The sequence below is a fragment of the Nonomuraea turkmeniaca genome, from assembly GCF_005889735.1.
In the GTDB taxonomy this organism is placed as follows: Bacteria; Actinomycetota; Actinomycetes; order Streptosporangiales; family Streptosporangiaceae; genus Nonomuraea; species Nonomuraea turkmeniaca.
Map to the genome: position 1 here is coordinate 48,374 of NZ_VCKY01000014.1, position 19,478 is coordinate 67,851.

General features: G+C 67.5%; 21 protein-coding genes. 12 read left to right on the forward strand and 9 right to left on the reverse strand.

All coding sequences use genetic code 11. The features are described from left to right. Nucleotides 1–80 precede the first annotated feature (80 nt). Genes ETD86_RS06320 through ETD86_RS06335 form a run of 4 tightly spaced genes read right to left on the reverse strand, consistent with a single transcriptional unit; the run spans nt 81 to nt 3,764 of the window. Nucleotides 81–530: a response regulator gene (locus ETD86_RS06320; RefSeq protein WP_138665153.1), complete on the reverse strand. Its 450-nt coding sequence runs from the start codon at nt 528–530 to the stop codon at nt 81–83. After that, nucleotides 523–1,668 carry a sensor histidine kinase gene (locus ETD86_RS06325; protein WP_138665154.1) on the reverse strand — a complete coding sequence of 382 codons (1,146 nt, stop codon included), beginning with the start codon at nt 1,666–1,668 and terminating at the stop codon, nt 523–525. Before ETD86_RS06325 ends, ETD86_RS06320 begins: the two co-directional genes overlap by 8 nt. After that, nucleotides 1,665–2,798 (reverse strand): PP2C family protein-serine/threonine phosphatase, encoded by a 1,134-nt coding sequence (locus tag ETD86_RS06330; RefSeq protein WP_138665155.1) that lies wholly within the window; start codon nt 2,796–2,798, stop codon nt 1,665–1,667. Before ETD86_RS06330 ends, ETD86_RS06325 begins: the two co-directional genes overlap by 4 nt. A 36-nt stretch (nt 2,799–2,834) precedes the next feature. Beyond that, nucleotides 2,835–3,764: a LysR family transcriptional regulator gene (locus ETD86_RS06335; protein ID WP_138665156.1), complete on the reverse strand. Its 930-nt coding sequence runs from the start codon at nt 3,762–3,764 to the stop codon at nt 2,835–2,837. A 250-nt stretch (nt 3,765–4,014) separates the two neighbouring features. Between ETD86_RS06335 and ETD86_RS06340 the strand changes: the two genes are divergently transcribed. From ETD86_RS06340 to ETD86_RS06350, 3 genes are all read left to right on the forward strand, one after another. After that, entirely contained in the window at nt 4,015–4,647 is a 633-nt protein-coding gene (locus ETD86_RS06340; protein WP_246147694.1) for a succinate dehydrogenase cytochrome b subunit, read from the forward strand. Between the two features lie 83 nt (nt 4,648–4,730). Next, the gene (locus tag ETD86_RS06345; protein ID WP_138665158.1) at nt 4,731–6,659 is read left to right on the forward strand and encodes a fumarate reductase/succinate dehydrogenase flavoprotein subunit; all 1,929 of its coding nucleotides are present in this window, start codon (nt 4,731–4,733) and stop codon (nt 6,657–6,659) included. Next, complete coding sequence (locus tag ETD86_RS06350) at nt 6,656–7,396, forward strand: succinate dehydrogenase/fumarate reductase iron-sulfur subunit (RefSeq protein ID WP_138665159.1); 741 nt, start codon at nt 6,656–6,658, stop codon at nt 7,394–7,396. Before ETD86_RS06345 ends, ETD86_RS06350 begins: the two co-directional genes overlap by 4 nt. A 114-nt stretch (nt 7,397–7,510) precedes the next feature. Here ETD86_RS06350 and ETD86_RS06355 read toward each other — a convergent pair whose 3' ends face one another. Further along, nucleotides 7,511–8,152 carry a TetR/AcrR family transcriptional regulator gene (locus tag ETD86_RS06355; protein ID WP_138665160.1) on the reverse strand — a complete coding sequence of 214 codons (642 nt, stop codon included), beginning with the start codon at nt 8,150–8,152 and terminating at the stop codon, nt 7,511–7,513. Nucleotides 8,153–8,256: 104 nt separating this feature from the next. On the opposite strand from ETD86_RS06355, the gene ETD86_RS06360 reads away from it, so the two are divergent. The 4 genes from ETD86_RS06360 (at nt 8,257) to ETD86_RS06375 (ending at nt 12,572) form a co-directional block, all read left to right on the forward strand. Then, the gene (locus tag ETD86_RS06360) at nt 8,257–8,979 is read left to right on the forward strand and encodes an SDR family NAD(P)-dependent oxidoreductase (protein ID WP_138665161.1); all 723 of its coding nucleotides are present in this window, start codon (nt 8,257–8,259) and stop codon (nt 8,977–8,979) included. A gap of 266 nt (nt 8,980–9,245) precedes the next feature. Beyond that, a complete protein-coding gene (locus tag ETD86_RS06365; protein WP_138665185.1) occupies nt 9,246–10,739 on the forward strand; it encodes an AAA family ATPase in 1,494 nt (497 codons plus the stop codon). A gap of 88 nt (nt 10,740–10,827) precedes the next feature. After that, nucleotides 10,828–11,394 (forward strand): RNA polymerase sigma factor, encoded by a 567-nt coding sequence (locus tag ETD86_RS06370; RefSeq protein WP_246147689.1) that lies wholly within the window; start codon nt 10,828–10,830, stop codon nt 11,392–11,394. Then, nucleotides 11,391–12,572: a CU044_5270 family protein gene (locus ETD86_RS06375; protein ID WP_138665162.1), complete on the forward strand. Its 1,182-nt coding sequence runs from the start codon at nt 11,391–11,393 to the stop codon at nt 12,570–12,572. The genes ETD86_RS06370 and ETD86_RS06375 overlap by 4 nt, the downstream gene beginning before the upstream one ends. A 67-nt stretch (nt 12,573–12,639) precedes the next feature. Here ETD86_RS06375 and ETD86_RS06380 read toward each other — a convergent pair whose 3' ends face one another. Genes ETD86_RS06380 through ETD86_RS06390 form a run of 3 tightly spaced genes read right to left on the reverse strand, consistent with a single transcriptional unit; the run spans nt 12,640 to nt 14,013 of the window. Beyond that, entirely contained in the window at nt 12,640–13,050 is a 411-nt protein-coding gene (locus ETD86_RS06380; RefSeq protein WP_138665163.1) for a hypothetical protein, read from the reverse strand. Nucleotides 13,051–13,071: 21 nt separating this feature from the next. Further along, nucleotides 13,072–13,317: a hypothetical protein gene (locus tag ETD86_RS06385; RefSeq protein ID WP_138665164.1), complete on the reverse strand. Its 246-nt coding sequence runs from the start codon at nt 13,315–13,317 to the stop codon at nt 13,072–13,074. A gap of 48 nt (nt 13,318–13,365) precedes the next feature. Beyond that, nucleotides 13,366–14,013: a TetR/AcrR family transcriptional regulator gene (locus tag ETD86_RS06390; RefSeq protein WP_138665165.1), complete on the reverse strand. Its 648-nt coding sequence runs from the start codon at nt 14,011–14,013 to the stop codon at nt 13,366–13,368. Between the two features lie 97 nt (nt 14,014–14,110). Between ETD86_RS06390 and ETD86_RS06395 the strand changes: the two genes are divergently transcribed. The 5 genes from ETD86_RS06395 (at nt 14,111) to ETD86_RS06415 (ending at nt 17,583) form a co-directional block, all read left to right on the forward strand. Then, on the forward strand, nt 14,111–15,514 hold the full coding sequence (locus tag ETD86_RS06395; RefSeq protein ID WP_246147691.1) for a DHA2 family efflux MFS transporter permease subunit: 1,404 nt from the start codon (nt 14,111–14,113) through the stop codon (nt 15,512–15,514). 291 nt (nt 15,515–15,805) lie between these two features. After that, the gene (locus ETD86_RS57945) at nt 15,806–15,952 is read left to right on the forward strand and encodes a cupin domain-containing protein (protein ID WP_246147696.1); all 147 of its coding nucleotides are present in this window, start codon (nt 15,806–15,808) and stop codon (nt 15,950–15,952) included. A gap of 208 nt (nt 15,953–16,160) precedes the next feature. Next, a complete protein-coding gene (locus ETD86_RS56700; protein WP_211369856.1) occupies nt 16,161–16,349 on the forward strand; it encodes a hypothetical protein in 189 nt (62 codons plus the stop codon). A 56-nt stretch (nt 16,350–16,405) separates the two neighbouring features. After that, the gene (locus ETD86_RS06410) at nt 16,406–16,975 is read left to right on the forward strand and encodes a hypothetical protein (protein WP_138665167.1); all 570 of its coding nucleotides are present in this window, start codon (nt 16,406–16,408) and stop codon (nt 16,973–16,975) included. Between the two features lie 290 nt (nt 16,976–17,265). Next, complete coding sequence (locus ETD86_RS06415) at nt 17,266–17,583, forward strand: hypothetical protein (RefSeq protein ID WP_138665168.1); 318 nt, start codon at nt 17,266–17,268, stop codon at nt 17,581–17,583. A 209-nt stretch (nt 17,584–17,792) separates the two neighbouring features. Here the strand turns inward: ETD86_RS06415 and ETD86_RS06420 are convergent, their stop codons facing one another. Then, complete coding sequence (locus ETD86_RS06420; RefSeq protein WP_138665169.1) at nt 17,793–18,947, reverse strand: RtcB family protein; 1,155 nt, start codon at nt 18,945–18,947, stop codon at nt 17,793–17,795. Nucleotides 18,948–19,478 lie beyond the last annotated feature (531 nt).

Below are 19,478 nucleotides of genomic sequence, written 5' to 3' on the forward strand. Positions count from 1 at the left end.
TTACGACGACCGCATCTAGATTTGTGAGCGGGGTCACTCACTTTTTCGATGACTGGCTGTGATTCCTGTCACGTAGGCCGTCAGGGGCGCTGCCCCTGGGCCGGCAACTTAACCACAGTCACGAAAAAATCATCGATCTGCCGGACAACCCGGATAAATTGCTCAAAGTCCACCGGTTTCGACACATAGGCGTTGGCGTGCAGCCGGTAGCTGTGGAGGATGTCCTCCTCCGCCTCAGACGTCGTCAGGATCACCACGGGTATGGTCGCCAACGTATTGTCCGCCTTGACCTCCCGCAGCACCTCCATGCCGCTCATCCGCGGCAGGTTGAGGTCGAGCAGGATGAGGTCAGGCCGTGGCGCGTCGGCGTAACCGTCCTCCCGGCGCAGGTACGCCATCGCCTGCTCGCCGTCGTTCACCACGTTGAGGCGGTTGCGTACCTTGTTGTAGTCGAAGGCCTCCTTGGTGAGCAGGATGTCGCCCTGGTCGTCTTCCACCAAAAGCACCTCGATCGGGCGCCATTCAGTCATCGTCGTCTCCAGCCGCAGGGAGCGTCCAGCGGAACGTCGCCCCCTGGCCCTCCACACTATTGTCGAGCCACATCTGTCCGCCGTGATACTCGACGATCTTGCGGCACAGCGCCAGGCCGATGCCAGTCCCTGGATACACGTCCCGGGGGTGGAGCCGCTGGAAGATGAGGAAGATACGGTCGGCGTACTTCAGCTCGACCCCGATGCCGTTGTCCGAGCAGCTGAACTCCCACATGTCGCCGGAGCGCTCGGCCCCGATGTGGACGCGCGGGGGCGCCTCGGAGCGGAACTTGATCGCGTTCTCGACGAGGTTCTGGAACAGCTGGGTCAGCTGCAGCCGGTTGCCCTTGACCTTGGGCATGTCGTCCCTGGTGACCGTGGTCTCGGTGTCCTCGATCGTGGCCGACAGGTTGTCCAGCGCCTGGTTCAGCGCTTCGCCGGAGTCGGTCACGGTGCGCTCGCCGGTGACCCGGCCGACCCTGGAGAAGTCCAGCAGGTCGTTGATCAGCAGCTGCATGCGTTTCGCGCCGTCCACGGCGTAGTGGATGTACTGCCTGGCCCGCTCGTCGAGCTGCGTGCTGTAGCGCTGCTCCAGCATCTGGGTGAAGCTGGCGACCTTGCGCAGCGGCTCTTGCAGGTCGTGGCTGGCCACGTACGCGAACTGCTCCAGCTCGCCGTTCGACCTGCGCAGCTCCTCGGTCTGGTCGGCGGCCACGCGCCAGGCCGACACGATGCGGTCGCGCATGGCGTCGATGTGGCTGGACAGCTCGGCCAGCTCCGCCGGGCGGTCCACGTGCAGCGGGTGGTCGAAGTCACCGGCGGCGACCTGGCGGACCTGGTCGGTGAGCTGGTCGATGGGCTTCAGCACGGCGTAACGCACGATGACCGCCAGCCCGACGCCGCAGCCCAGCAACACCGCGAAGAGCACGATCAACGCCACGTTGAGTCGCCCGATCTGCGCGGCCACGTCCGCCCGGGGGCCCAGCGCCTGGGCCTGGGAGAGCATCACCATGGTGACCACGACCCCGGCCGCGAACGCCACGCCGGCCACCGCGCCGGTGAACATGAACCACTGGGCGACCGGCAGCCTGCCCAGCCCGACAGGCTCCTTGGGCGGCGGCAGCGGGTGAATGCTCATTCTCGTCTCCTGCTCACCAGGACCACGGCCAGATCATCGCTCAGTGTGCCCACATGTCTGATCAACCGGTCAAGGTCGATCGCGCGGTGCCGGCGCACCAGGTCGACCAGGCCTTCCACGCCCAGAAGCTCGTTGCGCTCGCCCACGGCGGCCTCGATCAGGCCGTCGGTGTAGAGCATCATTGACCACTCGTCGCCCAGCGGCACGTCGATCACCGACCATTCCGCGTCCGGGAAGATCCCGAGCGGCGGTCCTGACGGGGTGTCGGCGACCACATCGACGGCGCCGTCGCGGACCAGCACCGGCGGTGGATGCCCGACCACCCGCATCCTGGCGTACTTCAGGTCAGGGGTGATCGTCGCCATGCACAGGGTCGTGAAGATCTCCGGCGCCTTGCGCTCGGCCCGCAGCAGGGCGTCGAGCGTTCGCAGCAACGTGTCACCGGTCTGCCCGGCCAGCACGAGCGTGCGCCAGGCGATGCGCATCGCCACGCCGAGCGCGGCCTCGTCGGGACCGTGCCCGCACACGTCGCCCACCACGACGTGCACCGACCCGTCAGGGGTCTGCACCGCGTCCAGGAAGTCCCCGGCCAGCGTGCCGCCGCTGCCCGGCAGGTAACGCGTCGTGTGCTCGATCGCGTCGGTGTGCAGGAGTGCGACGGGGAGCAGGCCCCGCTGCATCCTGGCGTTCTCCTTGGCGATCAGCTCCGCCTGCACGAGCCTGAGCTGGGTCTGGTCGGCCCGCTTGCGCTCCATGGCGTACCGGATGGCCCGGGCCAGCAGGCGTGCGTCGACGTCCTGCTTGATCAGGTAGTCCTGCGCCCCCGCCTGCACGGCTGCGACGCCCACGTGGACGTCCCGCAGCCCGGTGAGCACCAGCACCGCCGCGTGCGGCGCCAGTGCGAGCACCTCCTCCAGCGCCTCCAGCCGGCTCGCGTCGGGCAGCGACAGGTCGACGAGCACACACTGGATCTTGGAGGTCAGCTTGGTCTTGGCCTCCTGGAGGCTCCGCGCCCGGAAGATCTTCGGCGGCGCGACAGCCTGCTGGAGCAGCTCCTCGACGAGGAACGCGTCGCCGTCGTCGTCCTCGACGAGGAGCAGCGTCAGCGTTTCAGAGAGATTTGCTGTCACCACTTCGCCTCACCGGGACATTGGAGATGTTGCTGCTCATTCTGCGATGAGGTCTACCCCTTGCGGAAGCGTGCCCTCATGCCCAGCTTCCACCACAAAGGTGAGCAAGGTCTCCCTGAAGGCTTGAGCAGCCGTGGTCGGCTCGACGTCCTTGCGGTGTGCCAGTGCGATCGTACGGCTCAGCCCTGGCGGTGCGAGCGGCGTACCGGAGAGACCGGGCCGCCCGTCGAGCACCATGGAGGGCACCACGGCCACCCCCAGCCCCGCCTCCACGAACCGCAGCACCGCGTCCATCTCGCCGCCCTGCACCGCGAACCTGGGCTCGAAGCCGGCCTGCCGGCACGCCGCCAGCGTCGCCTCCCGCAGGTCGTAGCCGTGCCGGAACATCACCATCGGCCGCCCGCGCAGATCCTCGATCTCCCAGTACGGGCGCTGCGACGGCTCGTGCGAATGGGTGACGACCACGAGGTTCTCCCGCAGGATCTCCTGCGTCACCAGCGCGGGGTCGTCGCTCTGCAACGGCATGATGATCAGCGACAGGTCGAGCTGCCCCCGCGCCAGCGCCCTGACCAGGTCCCGCGAGCCGCCCTCCTCGACCAGCAATTCGATCCCCGGGTACGCACGATGGAAGCGGGCCAGCGCGTCCGCCAGCAGCCCCGCGCAGAGCGACGGCGTGGCACCGAGCCGCACCCTGCCCCTTCTGAGCCCCGCCAACTGGGCCACCTCCTGCCGGGCGGTGTCGGCGTCGGCGAGGATGCGGCGCGCGAGCGGCAGCAGCGCCTCCCCGGCCGGGGTCAGCGTGACGTTGCCGCGCGCCCGGGAGAACAGGGGAGCTCCGAGGTCGGTCTCCAGTGCCTTGATCTGCTTGCTCAGCGACGGCTGCGCGACCCGCATGCGCTCGGCGGCCTGAGTGAAATGCCTGGTCTCCGCGACGGCGACGAAGGAGGCGAGTTGTTGCAGCTGCATGTGATTTTCCTCGCATCGGCCCACCTGATCGTCTGGAAAAGGCCGCACATACCAGCATCATAGCCTCTGGCTATGGAAACCAGGCGTGTGATGACTTGGACGGATCATCGCTGCGTATCTAGCTTGAGGAAACGTGACTGCGACGATTGAGCGTGGCGCCGCCACCGCGCCGGTTCCCGCTCCCAAGAGCACTCCAACGCGTAAGAAGCCCGGCGGGTTCCTCGGCTCGTCGAACGGCAAGAAGGCCGTGATGGCCGTCACGGGCGCCGTGATGGTGCTCTTCCTCCTCGCCCATATGCTCGGCAACCTCAAGATCTTCCTGGGCAAGGACTCCTTCAACGACTACGCGCACGCGTTGCGCACGTTGCTCGAGCCGCTGCTGCCGTACCGGACGCTGCTGACGATCCTGGAGGTCGGCCTCGTCGCGTCAGTCGTCCTGCACATGTGGGCCGCGATCTCCCTGGCCCGGCGGGCCGGCAAGGCCAGGCCGGTCAAGTACGTCGCCAAGAAGCCGCAGGCGAACGGCTACGCCACGCACATCATGCGGTTCGGCGGCCTGACGATCGCGCTCTTCGTGGTCTGGCACCTGCTCGACCTGACCTTCGGCGTCGTCAACCCCAAGGGCTTCGACTCCGCTCCGGCCGACCGGATGATCGCCGGCTTCGAGCCGTCCCGGTGGTGGGTGACGCTCATCTACTTCGTGGCCGTCGTCATGGTCGGCCTGCACCTGCGACACGGCATCTGGAGCGCCGTGCAGACGCTCGGCTGGGCCAACCGCAACCGCTACCGCGTTCTGAAGGCTTCCGCCGCGCTGGTCTCGGCCGTGCTGGTGGTCGGCTTCCTGGCGCCGCCCCTCGCGATCACGTTCGGAGTTGTCAAGTGAAGAGCGAACCCGACGCGGTGAGCGGAGTGGACACGCGACGAAGGAGTGGGTCCGCGGAGCGAATGAGGAGCGGTGAGCGACCAATGAGCAGGTACACGGAAGGTCCGGAGATCCGGGACGCCAAGGCTCCTGCCGGTCCTATCGAGGAGCGGTGGGAGAAGCGGAAGTTCTCCGCGAAGCTGGTCAACCCGGCCAACAAGCGCAAGCTCACCGTGATCGTCGTCGGCACCGGCCTCGCGGGCGGCTCGGCCGCGGCGACGCTGGGCGAGCTGGGCTACAACGTCAAGTCGTTCTGCTACCAGGACACGCCGCGCCGCGCCCACTCCATCGCCGCGCAGGGCGGCATCAACGCCGCCAAGAACTACCGCGGCGACGGCGACAGCATCTACCGGCTGTTCTACGACACGGTGAAGGGCGGCGACTTCCGCGCCCGCGAGTCGAACGTCTACCGCCTCGCCCAGGTCTCGGTGAACATCATCGACCAGGCGGTGGCCCAGGGCGTGCCGTTCGCCCGCGAGTACGGCGGCCTGCTCGACACCCGCTCGTTCGGCGGCGCCCAGGTGTCCCGCACGTTCTACGCCCGCGGCCAGACGGGCCAGCAGCTGCTGCTGGGCGCGTACCAGGCGCTGGAGCGGCAGATCGCCGCTGGGACCGTGACCATGCACACGCGGCATGAGATGCTCGACGTGATCGTCGCCGACGGGCGGGCGCGCGGCATCATCGTGCGCGACATGGTGACCGGTGAGATCGAGCGCCACCTGGCCGACGCCGTGGTGCTGGCCACCGGCGGCTACGGCAACGTGTTCTTCCTGTCCACCAACGCCAAGGGCTGCAACACGACGGCGATCTGGCGGGCGCACGAGCGTGGGGCGTACTTCGCCAATCCGTGCTACACGCAGATCCACCCGACCTGCATCCCGGTGTCGGGCGAGTACCAGTCGAAGCTGACGCTGATGTCGGAGTCGCTGCGTAACGACGGCCGCGTGTGGGTGCCGCTGCGCAAGAACGACACCCGCGCCCCCGGTGACATTCCGGACGACGAGCGCGACTACTACCTGGAGCGGATCTATCCCGCCTTCGGCAACCTCGTCCCCCGCGACATCGCCTCCCGCGCCGCCAAGAACGTCTGCGACGAGGGCCGCGGCGTCGGCCCCGGCGGGCTCGGCGTGTACCTGGACTTCCGGGACGCCATCAACCGCCTCGGCCGCGACGCCGTGGAGAAGAAGTACGGCAACCTCTTCGAGATGTACGAGCGCATCACCGGCGAGAACCCGTACGACGTGCCGATGCGCATCTACCCGGCCGTGCACTACACCATGGGCGGCCTGTGGGTGGACTACGACCTGCAGTCGACGATCCCCGGCCTGTTCGTCATCGGTGAGGCGAACTTCTCCGACCACGGCGCGAACCGCCTCGGCGCCTCCGCGCTGATGCAGGGCCTGGCCGACGGCTATTTCGTCCTTCCGACCACCATCGGCGACTACCTGGCCGCCGGCCCGTTCGGCGACGTCGACGACGAGGCCATCGCCGAAGCCGAGATCAAGGTCAGGAACAAGATCGACCGCCTCCTGTCCGTGAACGGCACCCGCACCCCCGACTCCTTCCACCGCGAGCTGGGCAAGCTCATGTGGGACTACTGCGGCATGGAGCGCACCGAGGAGTCGCTGCGCAAGGCCCTGGAGCGCATCCCCGAGCTGCGCGAGGAGTTCTGGCAGAACGTCAAGGTGACCGGCACCTCCGAGGAGCTCAACCAGGTCCTGGAGCGGGCCGGACGCGTCGCCGACTTCTTCGACCTGGCCGAGCTCATGTGCCTGGACGCCCTGGTCCGCACCGAGTCCTGCGGCGGCCACTTCCGCGCCGAGTCCCAGGACGCCGACGGCGAGGCCCTGCGTGACGACGAGAACTTCGCGCACGTCTCGGCCTGGGAGTTCTCTCCTTCCGGCGAGCCGGTGCTGCACAAGGAAACGCTCGAGTACGAGTACGTCAAGATGACCCAGCGGAGTTACAAGTGAACCTGACCCTGCGCGTTTGGCGTCAGAGCGGCCCTTCCGACGATGGCCGGATGGTGACGTACAAGGTGGAGGACGTGTCCCCGGACATGTCCTTCCTCGAGATGCTCGACGTCCTCAACGAGCGCCTCATCCTCGAGGGCGACGACCCGATCGCCTTCGACCACGACTGCCGTGAAGGCATCTGCGGCATGTGCGGCATGGTCATCAACGGCGTCGCCCATGGCGAGCAGCGCGCCACGACGACCTGCCAGCTCCACATGCGCCACTTCGAGGACGGCGCCACGATCACCATCGAGCCGTGGCGGGCGGCCCCGTTCCCCGTCGTCAAGGACCTGGTCGTGGACCGCAGCGCCTTCGACCGCATCATCCAGGCCGGCGGCTTCGTCTCGGTCCCGGCCGGCTCTGCCCCGGACGCCCACAGCGTCCCCGTACGCAAGGAAGACGCGGACGCCGCCTTCGACGCGGCCACCTGCATCGGCTGCGGCGCCTGCGTGGCCGCCTGCCCGAACGGTTCGGCCTCGTTGTTCACCGCCGCCAAGATCACCCACCTGAGCCTGCTCCCGCAGGGCCAGCCGGAACGCCTGTCGCGCGCCAAGGCCATGGTGGACCAGATGGACGTGGAGGGCTTCGGCGGCTGCACGAACACGGGCGAATGCACAGCGGTGTGCCCCAAGGGGATTCCGCTGGAGACGATCGCGCGGATGAACAGCGACTACCTGAAGGCGAACGCCAAGTAGGCCCATCCCGTCGGCCCGTTGTCACATGGGCTGACGGGATCCCATCACGCGCTCTGCCTCCCACACGTCCGGCGGCGGTGGCCGCTCCCAGCGTGGACGCCTGAATCGGGCACCCTAGGGCGAACACTCCCGCATGATGCGTACGAGCTCCTCCGGCCGCACAGGCGGCTCAGGCAGCGGATGAGCCGCCGCCGCCCGGAACCCGTCCAGCAGCAGGGCCAAATGCCGCCGCCAAGCCTGCGGCCGCACCGCCCCCGTGGCCTCGACCGTACGGGCGATGCCCCAGGTGACGAACGCCATGTCCTCGAGCGTGCAGTCCTCGCGCAACGCCCCGGCCTCCCGGGCCCGCGCCAGGATCCGCTGCATCAGCTCATACCCCCGCGCGTGGTCCTCCGAAGGCGGCGCGACCTGCGGGACCCGGCGCGAGACGAGGTCGTTGTAGCCCCGGTCGGCGGCCTGCAGCTCACAGACCCGCTCCAGGAAGTGCACCAGCCCGTCCCATGGATCCGCCATCTCCAGGGCATGCTCCGCGATCCGCGCCACCGTGGCCGTCCGATCGGCGAAGACGGCGTCGATGAGGTCGTTGCGGCTCGGGAAGCGGTTGTAGAGGGTGCCGCTGCTCACCCCGGCCGTACGCGCGACCTCGTCGAGGGCGACGTCCAGGCCTCGGGTGGCGAACAGGTCGCGGGCGGCGGCCACCAGCAGGTCCCGGTTTCGCTGCGCGTCTCTGCGTAGGGGCTTGGCGTGCGTCGGCATGCGCCCATCGTACCGAAGTTGAGAACGGTCCCAAGTTGTGGCACTCTGCAGGAGCTGAAAGTTGATGGAATAGTCAACTTAGCTGGATCGATTAAGGAGTCGTCATGCCCACAACGCTCGCCATCTTCGGTGCCGGCCCAGTCCTGGGCCTGTCCGTCGCCCGACGCTTCGGCCGCGAGGGCTTCCGCGTCGCACTCGTCGCACGTACCAGGAAGAACCTCGATCACCTCGTCGCCGAACTCGCCCGCGACGGCATCGAGGCGACCGGCTTCACCGCCGACGTCTACGACCGCGACCAGATCGCGAACGCCGTGACGGCGATCAAGGACGCGTACGGGCGGATCGACGTCGCGGAGTTCAGCCCTGGTGGTGGCGACATGGGGGAGGGGATCGTGCCGACGCTCGACGTCGACATCGAGAACACCCAGCTGATCCTGGATCGTTTCCTGCTGTCGGCGATCGCCCTGGTGCGGCAGGTGCTCCCCGACATGATCGAACGGGGCGACGGCGGCATCCTCTTCACGGCGGGGCAATCCGGCATCCATCCGGTCCCGTTCCTCGGGAACGTGGGCATGGCGCAGGCCGCGCTACGCAACTACTTCCACACGCTCAACACCGTGCTCGCCGACAAGGGCGTCTACGTCGGGGCGGTCAACGTCGGCGCGCTGATCGAGGGCAGCGTGCCGCACCAGGCCATCGCCTCGTCCCGTGAGCCGCTCGGCTTCGAATCGGAGGTCATCCACCCGGACGTTTACGCGGAGAGGTTCTGGGAGCTGTACTCCAAGCGCGACCGCGTGGAGGCTCTGGTGGGCAGCTTCGGCCGTTAGATTGGCGCGGGCGCCGGCCTAGGTCTCCTGTACGGGCGTCGCGTCAGGGCAAGACCCTCATGCTCGCACTCGTGGCACAGGAAACCGGCGGGCCACGCGAAAGAGACGATCTCCGATCCGTCGCCGTGCGCCGCCCCCGTTTCGAGGATCTCGCCCGGCAGTGGTGCTTCCTGCATGCGTCCAGCGACACGCTCAACGCGATGCAACGAGGGCGCCGGGAGAGCATGTTGGCTAATTTGTATGTCGCCAAGCATACTAATTAGGTGATGAAGCCATCGAGAGTGTTGTCCCGCGACACTGAGTGGGCAGCCCTTGCCCAGTTCGTTCAGCGTCGGGATCCTCGCCTCCGGCTCGGCATCGTGTCGGGGCGGCGTCGCGTCGGGAAGAGCTTTCTGATTCGAGCGCTCGCCGAGGTCTCTGACGGCCTCTATGTCTCCGCTGTCGCGGAGGAGGGCGTTGTAGCGGCGCGTCGCCGGTTGGCCTCCGAGATCGCGCGCTACGCGGGCATCGGCCCAGAGCTGGTAGCGGATGCGAGCTGGGAGTCGCTCCTCTCCACCGCAATCGAGCTCACGGCCCGTCGTCGAGGGGTGTTCGTCATCGATGAATTGCCGTACTGGATGGCGCACTCTCCGGAACTACCCGGCCTGCTCCAGCTGCTCTACGACCAGGCTCAGGCGGGCCAGGGCGCGACGGGTGGGCGAGTGATCGTCTGCGGATCGGCCATGTCGGTGATGAACGATCTGCTCTCCGGTACGAAGGCGCTGCGCGGGCGGGCGGCGATCGATCTTCGTCTGCGTCCCTTCGACCTGGCCACAACCGCGCGCTACTGGGGAATCGGCGACCCGGCCGCCGCCCTGCGGGTGCATGCGCTCCTTGGTGGAGCTCCGGGCTATCGCAATCTGGCCAATGTGGATGCTCCGCAGACCACTGACGAGGTGGGCGACTGGGTATCCTCCACCGTGCTGGATCCAAGGCAGGCGCTCTTCTCCGGCAGTGAGGCGGAGTATCTGCTGCGTGAGGATCCCAAGTTCACAGGGAGCGCCCTGCACTACGCGATCATCAACGCGGTCGCGAACGGCGCCACCAGCCCGGCGAAGATCGGTGGGTTGCTGGAGCAGCCGCGCTCGTCGCTGACCCGCCCCATCGACGCGCTGGTGAGCGCTGGCTACCTGAGGCACGACACCGATCCACTCTGGGAGAGGCGGCCGGTGATCACGATCGTCGATCCCATCGTGCGTTTTCACAACCTGGTTACGGTGCCGCAGCGCGATCTCGTGGAGACCGGGCAGTCAGCGGAGGCCTGGCGGCGTTCGCGACCTACCTTTGTGGCGCGCATCCTGGGGCCTCACTTCGAGAGTTGTGCCCGAGCGTGGCTCCGGGGCCAGGCCGACCCAGCACTGCGAGGACACGCCGGCGTGGTGACGGGAACCGTCGTCAACGATCGGAAAGGACAGAAGCACGAGATCGACATCGTGGCACTGGACAAGCGGGCGGGAAGAGCGGAGATCCGTCTCATCGGGGAGGCCAAAGCGACGGTGACCCGCCGGAGCACGGCCGATCTCGATCGTCTCGACCGGCTCAAAGAGCTGCTGGCAGAGCAGGGGCATGACGCCGGGTCGGCGGTCCTTGCCCTGTTCTCGATGGAGGGTTTCCAGCCGGACCTGGTCAGCACAGCGCGGCGCAGGAGGGATGTCCTGCTGGTCGACCTGCCTGTTCTCGTCGATGCCGACGATCCGGTCGTCATGCCTGCGGGTCGGTGAAGCCCCTTTTCCGGTGTGCGTAACAAAGAGGGGGTTCGGACCACTTCCTGGTGTCAGAAGAACGTATCCGGAGCGAAGGGGCTGGGCGGTGGCGGATGATGCGGACCGGTTCACCGGCATGTACGACGAATGCCGGCAACGCGTCTGGGCCTACGTGGTCAGTCGCGCGGGACGGCAGGTCGCGGACGAGGTGGTGAGCGAGACGTTCGCGATCGCCTGGCGGCGGCTCGACGACGTGCCCGAGCCGGCTCTGCCGTGGCTGCTCGGCGTGGCCAGGAACATCCTGCGCGACAACGTACGGGCCGAGGCGCGCAGGGAGGCGCTGGCCGCGGAGCTGCGGGCCTGGACCGAGGGCGATGTGGCCGATCAGGTGACCGAGCGGATCGGGGTGTTGCGGGCACTGGCGGCGTTGCCTGAGGACGATCGGGAGATTCTCGTGCTGGTCGCGTGGCACGGGTTGTCGCCGAAGGAGGTGGCCCAGGTGATCGGCTGCTCGTCCGCGGCGTACCGGGTCCGCCTGCATCGAGCTCGTAAGCGGCTCAAGCAGGCGATGGACGACATCGAGGGCCAGGCGCCGGTTTACGTGCGGGACCGCGGCCAGGCGGCGCGGCCGCCCCTGCCTCACGTCCGGAACTACACCGAGGAGTTGTCATGAACCCGATCGACGAGCTTCGGGCCGCTCGGCCCGCTCACCTCGGCGACCGTCCGGTGGACGAGCGCACCAGAGCCGCCGAGCTGTCCTATGCCATGTCCCGGCCGAGGCAGGCGCAGCGGCGGCGGCGCAAGGTCGTGCGGCCGGTGTGGAGGCTCGGGCTGGCGGGGGCCGCGGCGGCCGTGACCGCGGTGGTCCTGGTGATGGCGGGGAACGGGGCCGCGCCGACCCCGCGGGCGCCGGACGGTGGCGGCCTGGTCGCCACCACCCCGGGCGGCACCCGTTCGACGGCGAACCCGGAGGGCACTGCCGCGCCGCGGGTCACGTTGTCGGCGCGGGACGTGCTGCTGGCCGCCGCCGCGAAGGCCGACCGGCAGACGGAGCGCACCGGCGACTACTGGCACACGGCGTCGGTGAGCCGGTCGCTGTTCACCGTGGCGAAGGGCGGCTACGACATGGTGCAGGAGAGCCGGCACGAGATGTGGACGCCCAGCGCCACCGGCGGCGAGCAGTGGAGCCGCAGCCAGTCGCTGGGAGCTCGCCCGGCCTCCGAGGAGGACAGGAAGGCGTGGGAGGCGGCAGGGTCGCCGGAGAAGGTCGAGGTCGCAGAGCCGGGCAAGCGTGGTTCGCTGGCTCTGGAGACCGAGACGGCACCGGGCAAGATGCGGACCAGCCGCAGCCCTCTGGTGGACGGGGACAAGGTGTTCTGGCTGGGCCGGAACGTGACGATGAAGGATCTGCGCGGGTTGCCGAGCGACCCGGACGACCTCAAGAAGTGGCTGCTGCGGTCGTACGAGGGGCATGACACGGAGTCCTCGAGCCCGATGGCCTCCGACGTCTGGTTGTTCAAGGTCAGCGCGGGCCTGATCACGGACATGCCGGTGACGCCGCGGGTGCGGGGTGCGGCGTTCCGCATGCTGGCCGAGCTCGACACCGTCAAGGTCGTCGAGAACCTCACCGACGCCGAAGGCCGCCAGGGCACGGCCGTCTCGATCGAGGAGCGCGTCAAGGGCGGCGCTGTCCTCGAGAACCGGCTGATCTTCGACGAGTCGACCGGCCGGGCCCTCGCCAACGAGTACGTCGTGGTGAAGCCCGGCGGGTTGCAGGCGGGCTTCGAGCCGGGCGAGGTGTTCATCTCCACCGCGGTGCTGGAGGCCGGCTGGACCGACGACAAGCCGTGACCGACCGGCTGTAAGCCGGTCGTCAGCGAACAAGCGGTGACCGCCCGCCGGGAAGAGCCCGCCAGACCTATCCGGTCTGGCGGGCTTCGTCGTTGGCGTTGGTGCGGATCTGCTGGATGCGTTGTTTGGTGAGCCCGAGCAGCTCCCCGATGTCCCCGTCCGACAGGCCCAGCTCGTGCATGTGCTTGACCCGTTTCTTGAGCGTGCGCGTGTAGTCCTCGGCGATGGCGGCGGCCTGGCGCTGGAGTGCGGCGAAGTCGTCGAGGTCCTGCTCGGACAGGCCGGGCAGCGTGTAGTGGTAGACGGGGGTCGGCGGCTGGGCGCGATCGGCGAACAGGAACGGCAGCCCCGCGGCGACATCCCCCTGGAGTTCCTTCAGCGTACGTGCCGACATGCCGCCGGCCACGCCGTCCACCTGGGCGAGCCACAAGTTGCCAGCCATGGTGACGTGGACGTCGACGCGGTCTGCGGGGGTCATCGGTTTCTCCAACCCAGGTCGTCAGTCCTCTAGCCAGTCGTCGCCGAACAGGTGCGCGAGCCCTTGTTCGAGGGAGTCCACCAGCCGCGGGGTCTCCCGAGGGTACAGCGGGACGATCGCACGGGCCGCCACGCGGCCCTCGGCATCCCATAGCAAGAGGAATCGCTGCCGCTGCGTCGTTTCCGCCCAGTCGCAGCGCAAGCCATGGAGGTGGGAGAGCCCGATGATCCGATCGCGGATGGCCGCGTACTCGTCTCGTTCCACCACACGCGGCAGACTATATCTCTTGTCTACCATCGACAAGTGGTCTTGTCGTCATGATCGCTCACGCGTGTCGGGTCCCCAAGCGTGGAGGAACGTCCGCACCGCGGCCTCTGCCACCTCGCGGAGTTCCGTGTCCTCGAGCGTCCGGGTGCCCAGTTGGGAGCGGGCCTCCAGGGGGCCGAGGAGCAGGGCCATGAGCTGCTCGGCCGCCAGATCGGGGTCGGTGGCCCGCAGGCGGCCTGCGAGTGTGAGCCTGGCCAGCCGGTCGGCCAGGGCCTGGTTGAGCCGGTCGGGCCCGCTCTCCACGACGATGTCGAGAATGTCGGGGAACCTCGTGACCTCCGAGTAGAGGAGGCGGCGCAACGCGCACGAGCGCTCGTTGGTGTGCAGGCGCAACAGCGCGTGGGCGACGTCCTCCAGAGAGGCGCGCAGGTCCTCGGCCGGGTTCGCCAGCGGCTCCAGGGCGGCGAGGCGGTCGTCGAGCGCGGTCCGCGCGCCGGCCTCCATCGCGTGCTTGAACAGTGTGGCCTTGTCGGTCAGGTGGTTGTAGACCGTCGGCTTGGCCACGCCGGCCTCGTTGGCGATCTCTTGCACGCAGGCCTGGGCGTAACCCTGGCGGGCGAACACGGTGAACGCGCCCTCCAGGATCGCCTGCCGCTTGTCGATTCGGCCACGCGAGGTCGTGCCACTGCTGCTCATGCCTCTGATTGTACTTATGGGTTCAAATACATGGACCTCAAGGTTGTATAAGAACGGATGTGGCAATTAAGTTGAACCAATGAGTTCAAATGACCGCATGGACGGACGTCTCCTCGGAGTGATCTTCGTCGTGCTGCTCGGCGGGCTGCTGGGCATCCTCAACAGCACGATGGCCGCCGTCGCCGCCGACACGCTGGCCGGGGCCTTCGGCACGTCGCTGAGCACGATCGGCTGGACGTCCACCGGGTTCCTGCTGGCCGTCACGGCCACCATCCCGTTCACCACCTGGGCCGTCGACCGATTCGGCGGCAAACGGCTGTGGCTGGCCGGGCTGCTGGTGTTCCTGGCCGGCTCGCTCGGCGCCGGACTGGCCTGGAACGTCGGCAGCCTCATCGCCTTCCGCGTCCTGCAGGGGTTCGGGGCCGGGCTGCTCGATCCGCTGGTGCTGATCCTCCTGGCCCGCGCCGCTGGACCGCACCGCGCCGGGCGGGTGATGGGACTGATGGGCGTGGTGTTGTCCCTCGGTCCCGTGCTCGGCCCGATCGCGGGCGGAGCCGTGCTCGACAGCCTGCCGTGGCGGTGGATGTTCCTGCTCAGTGTGCCCGTCGGCGCGGTCGCGTACGTGCTGGCCCAACGTGTGATCCCGGCCGACGGGCACGCGGAGGCGCAGCGGGCGGGGCTCGACGTGGTGGGGCTGGCGCTGCTCGGGCCCGGCTTCGCGGCCGTCGTGCTGGCCCTGTCGCAGGCGGCCGAGCAGGGGGCGTTCGCCGCCTGGCAGGTGCTGCTCCCTCTGGGCGCGGGCGTCGCGGTGTTGCTCGGGTACGCGGTCCACGCGCAGCGGCGTGGCCGGAGAAGCGTGTCACCTCTGATCGACCTGCGGTTGTTCGCCAACCGGGGATTCAGCGCGAGCGTCACGATCATGGGGCTGGGCGGGCTGTCGCTCTTCGCCGTCCTTTTCGCGCTGCCCCTGTACTACCAGCAGGTGCACGGCCACGGCGTGCTCGCCGCCGGGCTGCTGATGGCCCCGCTTGGGCTCGGCGGCGCAGTCGCGATGCCGCTGGCCGGGCGGATGTCCGACCGGGTCGGCGCCCGCGGGCTGGCCGCCGGCGGCGCGGCCGCGGCGGTGGCGAGCGGGCTGACCTTCACCTGGATCGGCCCGGATACCGCCGAGGTGTGGCCGGCGCTGGCGGCCTTCGCGCTCGGCCTGGGCAGCGGCTGCTTCAGTGCGCCCACCATGGGATCGCTCTATCGCACACTGCCGGGGCCCATGGTGGCGCAGGGCAGCTCAGTGCTCTACATGCTCAACCAGCTCGGCGCCGCACTCGGCGTGGCCGTGGTCACACTCATCCTGCAGAACGCGGGCGACCCCATCTCCGGCTTCCACGGCGTCGCCTGGCTCGCCGTGGCCGCGGTCGCGATCGTCCTGGTCGCCATCCCCCTCCTGCCCGGCAGGCCACAGGCGCCGGTCAAGCAAGAGGTCCTGGCGAAGACGTCATCTTGATTGGTTCGATAGTGAGTCCAATTTTGAAAGATTGGCTCTGGGAAGGGGGCGCCAACGCCGATTGCATGGGTCCTGGATATTCGAGAAGGAGAACGTCATGAAGCTCGAAACGCCTGCCGCAGTGTCGATCCCGCAGGTCATCCGTACCCTGCCAGGACCGTTCCAGCAACGGGAGCTGGCGCGGGCGAACGACGCCGTGGTGCGGCTGGCCCAGTTGCACGGCGAGTTCCCCTGGCACGATCAGACGAGGACGAGCTGTTCCTGTGCTGGGACGGCACGTTCAGGATCGAGATCGAGGGAAACGACCCCGTCACCATGGTCGCGGGCGACGTCTTCGTCGTGCTGAAAGGGCTGCGGCACCGGCCGGTGGCGGACGAGCCCGCGCACGTCCTGCTGGTGGAGCCGGCCAACACCGAGCAGTACGGCAACCGGCACTGATCAGGTCGCGGCGGGTATGGGAGCTCTGGCCAGGTAGATCGAGTTCAGCGCTCCGGAAGGAGGCGACACGACATGACGTACCACGAGACCCGGTATCCGATCAGGATGTGGGCCGAGCCGGACACGGCCGACCCGCAGGCGATGCAGCAGCTGGACTTCACAATTCCTGGACAACCTGGCCTGCCTGCGGGGAAAGCTGGAGCAGGCCGTGCCTGTCGGGTTCCAGCACCACAAGCGTCCGGTCGATCCCGGGCAGGTCTTCGGGATGAAGACGGCCGGGTGGACGGAGTTCTGGGCGGACTTCGACGAGCTGGTGCCTGCCGTGCAGGCCCGGCGAGAGCGTGCCGAGGTGCAGATGCGGCTTCACGTCACTGCTGAACTAGGTCTGCGCTCCTAAGGCCAGTCGACACTTCTATAGTCAACCAAGTCGGAGTGTCGCCATAGGATGCCTCGGTGATCGACGGTGATGACCTCGCGTACAAGATGATTTTCTCTCACGCGGACGAGGCGATCGACGAGTACTGGACCAAACTCGGTGGTCAGCCCGTTTGGCTGGAAAAACCGCAGTGGCCGCGCTGCTGGCGGCATGAGCGTCTCATGGGGTTCATCGGGCAGTTCCGGTTGCCCGGCCGGCAGATCCGGATGGCTTACCTGTTCATGGACAACGAATCCGAGGAATCGTGGAGCCCGGAAGGCGGGGAGAACGCGCTCATCGTGCAACCGGGCCGGATTCCGCCCTTCGTGCAGGCAGTCGGCGCCGCCACCGGCGAGAGCCTCGTGAACGAGTTGTTCGTCGACCTGGAGGAGATCGAGCAGTCGACAGCCCCGCGGTGGGGGTCTCAAATGCTCGGCACTCCTACCTGGTGGCAGGACGAGGAGTATCCAGCGGGCGTATGGACGTACTTCTTCCAGCTCCGCAACTCCGAGAACGGCATGTACGACACATTGTTCGCCGAAAGCGGGGCGGGTTACGGCTTCCTCAGCCCCGACGAGCAGGAGGGGCGCTTCCTGTGGCAGTGCTAAATCACCGCAGGGGAAGGCGGCTGATCTTCGTGCGAGCCGGGTTCACCAGAACACAGCAATGCCCACGGGGTCGCTGATGGGTGCCAAGCGATGAAGTGCTGTACAGCACTTCATCGCCTCGCACGATCACGCGTGGCCGGGTCCGGTGGGCCATGGAGCGGGAAGCACGGTTCCTTGCAGCCTCTGCCCGAGCGCGAGCTGCGGTCGCAGCAGGGGCCATGCTTCTGCACTCACAAGGATCTCCTCATCACCTGGCAGAGTAACGCGAGTGCTGAGAGGACACTGCTCAAATGCGGTACTTCCGGCGACGATGGGATGAGGACCGGGGCGATCAATATGCGAGTTGGGGGACGTCGACGTCGTACCTGGCCCTCGATGAAGAGGGTTACGCCCACGTGCAAGTCGAGGCCTACGCCAACGGCACAGTGATCGCTTACGACGCGGAAGAGCCGGAGTACGAGGATCAGTACGGCTTCCTTACCTACGCTCAGTTGGATCTCAGCGAGTTTGCTCCGTACGAGATCGGTGAACTCGAGTTCTTCCAAGAGCTGAGCCGGCTGCGCCCGATGAACCTGCGAGTTGGTCAGGCCTGGCCTCCTGACAGGTGAGATCTCATGTTCCGTTGCTGTTCCGTGAGAGCTCCGAAACTCGCGGGAAGTAGACGAGATAGTCGTAGGCATACCTCATGCTCTGCGGCATGGTCAGGCCCGCCTGATCCCTCAGGTACCTGAGACCTACGCCGGAGATCACCCAGATCTAGGGGATGCCTCGTGCCCAGCGTCGCTTCGCTGGTGTTCGCGAGACATCCCCGTTGGGGTTAACCCTTGTAGTTGAAGATCTGGCGCAAGGTGTGCTGGACCTCGACCAGGTCCTTCTGGTCGGCCATTACCTGATCGATCGGCTTGTACGCCTCAGGGTGTTCATCCACCAAGGCGGCAGCCCGATCGCTGTTCCAGGTTCGACCGCTCATGGCCTCGGTCAAGGAAGTAGCTGAAAGCTCTCGCTTCGCCTTCGTGCGGGACATACGACGGCCCGCACCGTGGGAGCAAGAGTTGTACGACTCCGGGTTTCCACGACCCCGCACGATGTACGAGCGAGTACCCATCGAGCCCGGGATCACGCCTTCATCGCCCCTGTCAGCCTTGATGGCTCCCTTGCGGGTGATCCAGAGGGACTTGCCGTAGTGGGTTTCCTGCTGGGTGAAGTTGTGGTGGCAGTTAATGGTGCGGACGCGCTGGCCCTTGCCGACGACCTTGAACAGGGCGTTGATCAGTACCTTGTCCATGCGGGCGCGCGAGGCCATGGCGTAGTGCTGGGCCCACAGCATGTCCTCGATGTACGCGGTGAACTCCGGCGTGCTCTGCACGAGGTACGCGAGGTCCGGATCCTCCAGGCCCACCTCCTGCTTCTTCATCAGCTTCTTGGCGCCCGTGATGTGCATCTGGGCGAGCTGGTTGCCGATGCCGCGGGAACCCGAGTGCAGGACCGTCCAGACGTGGTCACGCTCGTCGAGGCAGACCTCGACGAAATGGTTGCCGGAGCCGAGGGTGCCGAACTGCTCGGCCACCTTCTTGGTCTGCTTCGGGTTGAGGTCGGTGTAGGGCAGGCCGAGGTCGCTGAGGGTGCGGTCGATCGACGGGTCGTCGTGGCCCTTGCCGACGCCGGCGGGGATGCGGTGCTCCACCATCGGCATCAGGGCCGCGAGGGTGTCGGGCAGATCCGCGGCCGTGAGCGTCGTTTCCGTGGCCACCATGCCGCAACCGATATCCACGCCGACGGCGGCGGGAATGATCGCGTTTTTAGTGGGGATTACCGAGCCGACCGTCGCACCGATGCCGACGTGTGCGTCGGGCATGAGAGCGACGTGGCCGGAAACGAACGGCAGGCGGGCAGCGCGTGCGGCCTGCGTGATCGCGCCTTCGTCGATCTCGCTGGCCCACGACAGCAGGTTCGGTGCGGGCTGGTTCGGCATGTAAGTAATCTCCTCACTGGTTCGTGATCAGTTTGGCGGGACCAGGGAGGAATTCCCACTTATTTTATCGAATGTGGGTTATGCCGATTGTGGGAGTCCGTCATCCGGGTGCGCGGGCTGAGGTCGTACCTCACCCCGATACCGCATTTGTCTGTGTCCCTCGGTCGGCGTCGATTCCGTCCTTCCGCACTGGCGTCCGGCCAGGTGGAAGGGGCCGAGACCGATCGGCGTGACGATGGACTTGACGCCTCGGTCGGGGCACACAATCGGGCAGCTATCGGGGGCGGGGACAGTGCGGCTGTGGGTTGATCAACCGGTTGGGTGCGGCCATGTGCGGAGGTCGAGCTGAAGACACCAGCAAGGCCACGCATCGGGCGCAGGCTCGACGAGAGCTCGGGGCGAACGGCAGAGACCACCCGCAGATCGGCAGATGCCGGCCGACAGACACTCAAGCTCAAGGTCTTCATCGACCCCTGCCATGCGAGCAGTAAAGGTGAGAGGCATGTCGGGAGCCTATTGACCGGTCCTTGC